The organism is Leucobacter sp. M11 (genome assembly GCF_035726885.1).
Lineage (GTDB): Bacteria > Actinomycetota > Actinomycetes > Actinomycetales > Microbacteriaceae > JAPFRB01.
Map to the genome: position 1 here is coordinate 27,554 of NZ_JAPFRB010000008.1, position 5,373 is coordinate 32,926.

Consider the following 5,373-nt stretch of genomic DNA (forward strand, 5'->3'; position numbering starts at 1 on the left):
TTCGACGAGGCGTTCCGCGTCCGGTCAGGTGCCGAGCAGGCGATGCACGACCGCGTCGGCGAGGAGGCGGCCGCGCAGCGTGAGCACGAGGCGACCGCGCAGCGCCGGGGCGCCCTCGGCGAGGCCGTCGGCGATCAGCCCGGCGACCTCGGTGCGCCCGGCGGCGTCGAGCTCGCTGAGCGGCAGGCCGTCCGCGAGCCGCACCCCGAGCAGGATGCGCTCCACGCGGCGGGTCTCCTCGTCCAGGACCTCGCGGGCGTGCGCCGGGGAGATGCCCTGGTTCACGCGCTCGGCGTAGGGCGCGGGGTGCTTCACGTTCCACCAGCGCACCCCGCCCACGTGGCTGTGTGCCCCGGGCCCGGCCGCCCACCAGTCCTCCCCCGTCCAGTAGGACAGGTTGTGCCGCGAGCGGTGCTGGGTTCCGCGGGACCAGTTGCTGATCTCGTACCAGTCGTAGCCCGCGGCCGCGAGCTTCGCGTCCGCGAGCTCGTACATATCGGCGTGCAGGTCGTCGCTCGGGGCCTCGATCTCGCCGCGGCGGATCCGGGCGGCGAGCTTCGTACCGTCCTCGACGATCAGCGCGTACGCGGAGAGGTGATCGGGCTCGCAGGCGAGCGCAACGTCCAGGGAGCGCTCCCAGTCCTCACGCGTCTCCCCCGGCGTGCCGAAGATCAGGTCGAGGCTGAACTCCAGGCCCGCCTCGCGCGCCCAGCGGGTCACGAGCGGCACCCGCTCCGGGCTGTGCGTGCGATCCAGGGTCGCGAGCACGCTCGGCACCGCGGACTGCATCCCGAAGCTGATCCGGGTGAAGCCGCCCGCGGCAAGCTCCCGCAGGTACGCCGCGTCAACCGAGTCCGGGTTAGCCTCGGTCGTGACCTCGGCGCCGGGGACGAGCCCCCACTCCTCGCGGATGGTGTCGAGCATCATCACGAGGTCGGCGGCGGGCAACAGCGTCGGGGTGCCGCCGCCGAAAAACACCGTGCTCACGGGGCGCTCGGGGAGCTCGGCACGGCGCAGGGCGCGCGCGCCGAAGCGCAGTTCCTCGGCCGCCTGGCCCGCGAAGTCGGCGCGCTTGGTGCCGCGCAGCTCCTCCGCCGTGTAGGTGTTGAAGTCGCAGTAACCGCACCGCACGAGGCAGTACGGCACGTGCACGTAGATGCCGAGCGCCCGCTCCTCGGCGCCGGGCAGCACCGAGGCGGGGAGCGAGCCGTCCGTGGGAACCGGATCGCCCGCGAGGGTCACGCTGGGCATCTAGCGCCCGCCGTCCTCGGGGGCGTCGGGCTGCCCGGGCGCTGCCTCGGCGGCATCTGCCACGGCCGGGGCTTCCAGGATTGAGTCTTCCAGGGTTGGGTCAGCCACAGCGGGGTCTGCCACGGCGGCATCTTCCGGGGCAGGCGTCTCCGCGGCGTCGACGACGTCGCCCACCATCCGCAAGGGCAGCAGGGCCCGCAGCTGCTCCAGGGAGCTCGCCTGCGCGCCCTTGATGATGCCCTTGCCCTTGATGCCGAGCAGGCCGTTGCTGGGGGCCGTGAGGAAGCCGCGCACCGTGGCCCACACGGAGCCGTCCGGGCGGCGCTCCACGAGGAAGAGCTCCTCGCCGACCGCGCCCGACTCATCGGCGGTGCCCATGGCAAAGCCGACGCGGTGCTTCTCGTCCACGACGTAGACGACGCGGACGCGCCGGGGCTCGCGCTTCCCGGCCCACACGAGCGTCGCCGACGTGCCCGCGGTCACGAAGCGCTCACCGGTCGGCGCGTACTGGGTCTCCTCGACGGCGCCAGCGGACACCGGGTCGCCGGCCTCGTTAAAGGCGATGCCGGGGTACTCGGAGCCCGCGCCCTCGACCAGCTCGGTCACCTCGATGCCGGCGCCGCGCTGGGCACCCCAGGTCATCAGGGCGCTGGAGGCGGCGATGAAGCGCTCCTGCCCGCTGCCGAGCCGCACCTCCTCCGCGTAGGGCGTCGACCCCTCCGGCGGGTACCGGAGCACGCTGGGGTCGTTTGACGCGCCGACAGCTCCGTAGCTGACGGCCAGGTCGACGTGCGAGGCGCGGCGCTTGGTCACTTCTTCGCCGCGTCCTTCGTCTCGGTGTCCCCGGACAGGGCGGCGATAAACGCCTCCTGGGGCACCTCGACGCGGCCAACCATCTTCATCCGCTTCTTGCCCTCCTTCTGCTTCTCGAGCAGCTTGCGCTTTCGGCTGATGTCACCGCCGTAGCACTTGGCGAGCACGTCCTTGCGGATCGCGCGGATGGTCTCGCGCGCGATGATCCGCGCGCCGATCGCGGCCTGAATCGGCACCTCGAACTGCTGGCGCGGGATGAGCTTGCGCAGCCGCTCCGCCATCATCGTGCCGTAGGCGTAGGCGTTGTCCTTGTGCACGATCGCACTGAAGGCGTCGACCTGCTCGCCCTGGAGCAGGATGTCGACCTTCACGAGATCGGCTTCCTGATCGCCCATCGGCTCGTAGTCGAGGCTCGCGTAGCCCTGCGTGCGGCTCTTCAGGTGGTCGAAGAAGTCGAAGACGATCTCGCCGAGGGGCATCGTGTAGCGCAGCTCCACGCGGTCTTCGCCGAGGTACTCCATGCCGAGCAGGTTGCCGCGGCGGCTCTGGCACAGCTCCATGATCGTGCCGACGTAGTCCTTCGGGGCGAGGATCGCGACCTTCACGACGGGCTCGCGCACGCTCATGATCTTGCCGCCGGGGAACTCGCTCGGGTTCGTCACGGTCACGGACTTGCCGTCCTCGCCCGTGACCTCGTAGATCACGGAGGGGGCGGTGGCGATCAGGTCGAGGCCGAACTCGCGCAGCAGCCGCTCGGAGATGATCTCCAGGTGCAGCAGGCCGAGGAAGCCACAGCGGAAGCCGAAGCCGAGCGCCACGGAGGTCTCGGGCTCGTACTGCAGGGCCGCGTCGGAGAGCTTCAGCTTGTCGAGCGCCTCGCGGAGCACCGGGTAGTCGGAGCCGTCGATCGGGTAGAGCCCGGAGAACACCATCGGCTTCGGGTCCGTGTAGCCGGGCAGCGCCTGCTCGGCGGGCTTCTGCGCGCTCGTGATCGTGTCGCCGACCTTCGACTGGCGCACGTCCTTCACGCCGGTGATCAGGTAGCCGACCTCGCCGACGCCGAGCCCCTTGGAGGGCACGGGCTCGGGCGAGGACACGCCAACCTCGAGCGCCTCGTGGTTGGAGCCGGTGCTCATCATCTGAATCTTCTCGCGCGGCTTGATGTTGCCGTCGATCATCCGAACGTAGGTCACCACGCCGCGGTAGGAATCGTAGACGGAGTCGAAGATCATGGCGCGGGCCGGGGCGTCGGCGTCACCGACGGGGGCGGGCACGTTCTGCACGACCGAGTCGAGGAGCTCCTCCACGCCAACTCCGGTCTTCCCGGAGACGCGCAGCACGTCCTCTGGCTTGCCGCCGATGAGGTTCGCGATTTCCAGCGCGTACTTCTCGGGGTCCGCCGCGGGCAGGTCGATCTTGTTCAGCACGGGGATGATCTGCAGATCGTTTTCCATCGCGAGGTAGAGGTTCGCGAGCGTCTGCGCCTCGATGCCCTGCGCGGCGTCCACGAGGAGGAGCGCGCCCTCGCAGGCGGCGAGGGACCGGGAGACCTCGTAGCTGAAGTCGACGTGACCGGGGGTGTCGATCATGTTGAGCGCGTAGCTCTTCCCGTCGACCTCCCACGGCATCCGCACGGCCTGCGACTTGATGGTGATGCCGCGCTCGCGCTCGATGTCCATCCGGTCCAGGTACTGCGCCCGCATCTCGCGGTCGGGGACGGAGCCGGTGATCTGGAGCATGCGGTCAGCGAGCGTCGACTTGCCGTGGTCGATGTGCGCAATAATGCAGAAATTGCGGATCGACGCCGGCGGGGTCGCGGCGGGGACCTGTGGGTTCAAAGTGCGTGGAGACATTGCCGCCCATTATCCCATGCGCGGGGCTCTCGCGGGGCCAACGCTCCCAGACAGCGCGCGTACACTCCTGCTGGGTCGGCCCCCGCGCCGCCCCAGACGTGGCCCCCAGGCCGATTCCGAAGCGCCGCCGAGAAAGGACGCACGCGTGGTTTCCTCCGAGCACACCCCAGAGCTGGCTGCCGAGCAGGCTGCCGACCTGACTGCTGACCCGGCTGCCGAGCTGGCTCCCGTTCCGGCCCCCGAGAGCGACGCGGAGACGCGTCGCGCGGTGCGCAACCGGCTCCGCCGCGCGCAAGGTCAGCTCGCCGCCCTCATCGACGCGGTGGACGACGGGGCGGACTGCCGGGACGCCGTGACGCAGCTGTCCGCGGTCTCCCGCGCCCTGGACCGGGCCGGGTTCCTCATGATCGCCCACGCGATGCGCGACTGCGTCACCGTCACCGAGGAGGACCGCCCCGAGGGCACGCCCACGGTCGCCGAGCTCGAAAAGCTGTTCCTCACCCTCGCCTAGGCGCGCGCGCCACCCTCGCCGAGCCGCGCGCGCCGACCGGCTCCGGGATCCGCGGCGGGTTTCGCCGGATTCCCCGCGACATTTCGCGGATCGCCGCCCCCGAGCCGCAGCTTTCTCGGCCCGGTCGGCCCAAAACGGTTCCGCGGGCTGGGCAGAGGTGATAGAGTTTGTTGTTGGCTTGCGTGTGGTGTTATCCATACGAAATCCGCGAGGTGCCCTCTCTCACCGAACGGACTATCCGAAATCCATTTCGAAAGAAAGTTTTACACAACGTGGCAAACATTAAGTCGCAGATCAAGCGTATCGGCACCAACAAGAAGGCAACCGAGCGCAACCGCGCCGTGAAGAGCGAGCTTCGCACCGCGATCCGCAACGCCCGCAAGGCCATCACCGCCGGTGAGAAGGACCTCGCCGTGAAGAACGTCGCCATCGCGAACCGCAAGCTGGACCAGGCCGCCTCCAAGGGCGTCATCCACAAGAACCAGGCAGCGAACCGCAAGTCGGCTCTGGCTTCCAAGGCCGCCAAGATCTAATCTCGCTCCGCGAGCAATCAGCCCCCGTCCTCGGACGGGGGCTTTTTCGTGCCCGCGGGGCTCAGGCTGGCTCGGCCCGCGCCCGGAGCCGGTCGAGGCGGAGGCCCGGGGTCTGCTCCATCGCTCGGCGCAACACCGAGAACACCGTGCCGGAGTGCGCCATCGTGTGGGTGACCCGGGTTCCCGCGCCCTCGGGGGCGAGCAGCCACTCGGCCCGCTCCACGCTGCCCGCCACGCGCAGCACCCAGGAGATCCGGTCCTCGTCCACGCTGAGGTAGCTCAGGGTCGCCCTCCCGGGGAGCCGGGTGGTGACGGGGTAGGGATGCTCCAGCCGGGCGACGGCGTCCCGGGTCGCGATTGCCGTGAGGGCGGGATTCCACTCGGGCAGCTCGGCGATGTTACGGAGGATGTC

Annotated in this window: 6 protein-coding genes; 2 read left to right on the forward strand and 4 right to left on the reverse strand. The window is 70.1% G+C overall.

What is annotated here, in order from left to right:
* Positions 1–24 precede the first annotated feature (24 nt).
* The 3 genes from hemW to lepA are packed head-to-tail and all read right to left on the reverse strand — an operon-like array spanning position 25 to position 3,917.
* A complete protein-coding gene (gene hemW / locus OOT08_RS18590; RefSeq protein WP_325094381.1) occupies positions 25–1,251 on the reverse strand; it encodes a radical SAM family heme chaperone HemW in 1,227 nt (408 codons plus the stop codon).
* A complete protein-coding gene (locus OOT08_RS18595) occupies positions 1,252–2,064 on the reverse strand; it encodes a DUF1990 family protein (RefSeq protein WP_325094382.1) in 813 nt (270 codons plus the stop codon).
* Positions 2,061–3,917, reverse strand: coding sequence for a translation elongation factor 4 (gene lepA, locus OOT08_RS18600; protein ID WP_325094383.1), 1,857 nt, complete (start codon positions 3,915–3,917; stop codon positions 2,061–2,063). Before lepA ends, OOT08_RS18595 begins: the two co-directional genes overlap by 4 nt.
* A 145-nt stretch (positions 3,918–4,062) precedes the next feature.
* Between lepA and OOT08_RS18605 the strand changes: the two genes are divergently transcribed.
* Together OOT08_RS18605 and rpsT are read left to right on the forward strand one after the other, a co-directional pair.
* The gene (locus OOT08_RS18605; RefSeq protein WP_325094385.1) at positions 4,063–4,428 is read left to right on the forward strand and encodes a metal-sensitive transcriptional regulator; all 366 of its coding nucleotides are present in this window, start codon (positions 4,063–4,065) and stop codon (positions 4,426–4,428) included.
* 272 nt (positions 4,429–4,700) lie between these two features.
* Positions 4,701–4,961 (forward strand): 30S ribosomal protein S20, encoded by a 261-nt coding sequence (gene rpsT, locus OOT08_RS18610; RefSeq protein WP_325094386.1) that lies wholly within the window; start codon positions 4,701–4,703, stop codon positions 4,959–4,961.
* 61 nt (positions 4,962–5,022) lie between these two features.
* On the opposite strand, the gene OOT08_RS18615 is transcribed toward rpsT, so the two are convergent.
* On the reverse strand, positions 5,023–5,373 hold a 351-nt coding region (locus OOT08_RS18615), incomplete at its 5' end, for a hypothetical protein (protein ID WP_325094388.1).

Bases quoted from the DNA above. Each gene is read 5' to 3' on its own strand.
- hemW (WP_325094381.1), bottom strand. From the start codon at position 1,251: ATGCCCAGCGTGACCCTCGCGGGCGATCCGGTTCCCACGGACGGCTCG.
- lepA (WP_325094383.1), bottom strand. From the start codon at position 3,917: ATGTCTCCACGCACTTTGAACCCACAGGTCCCCGCCGCGACCCCGCCG.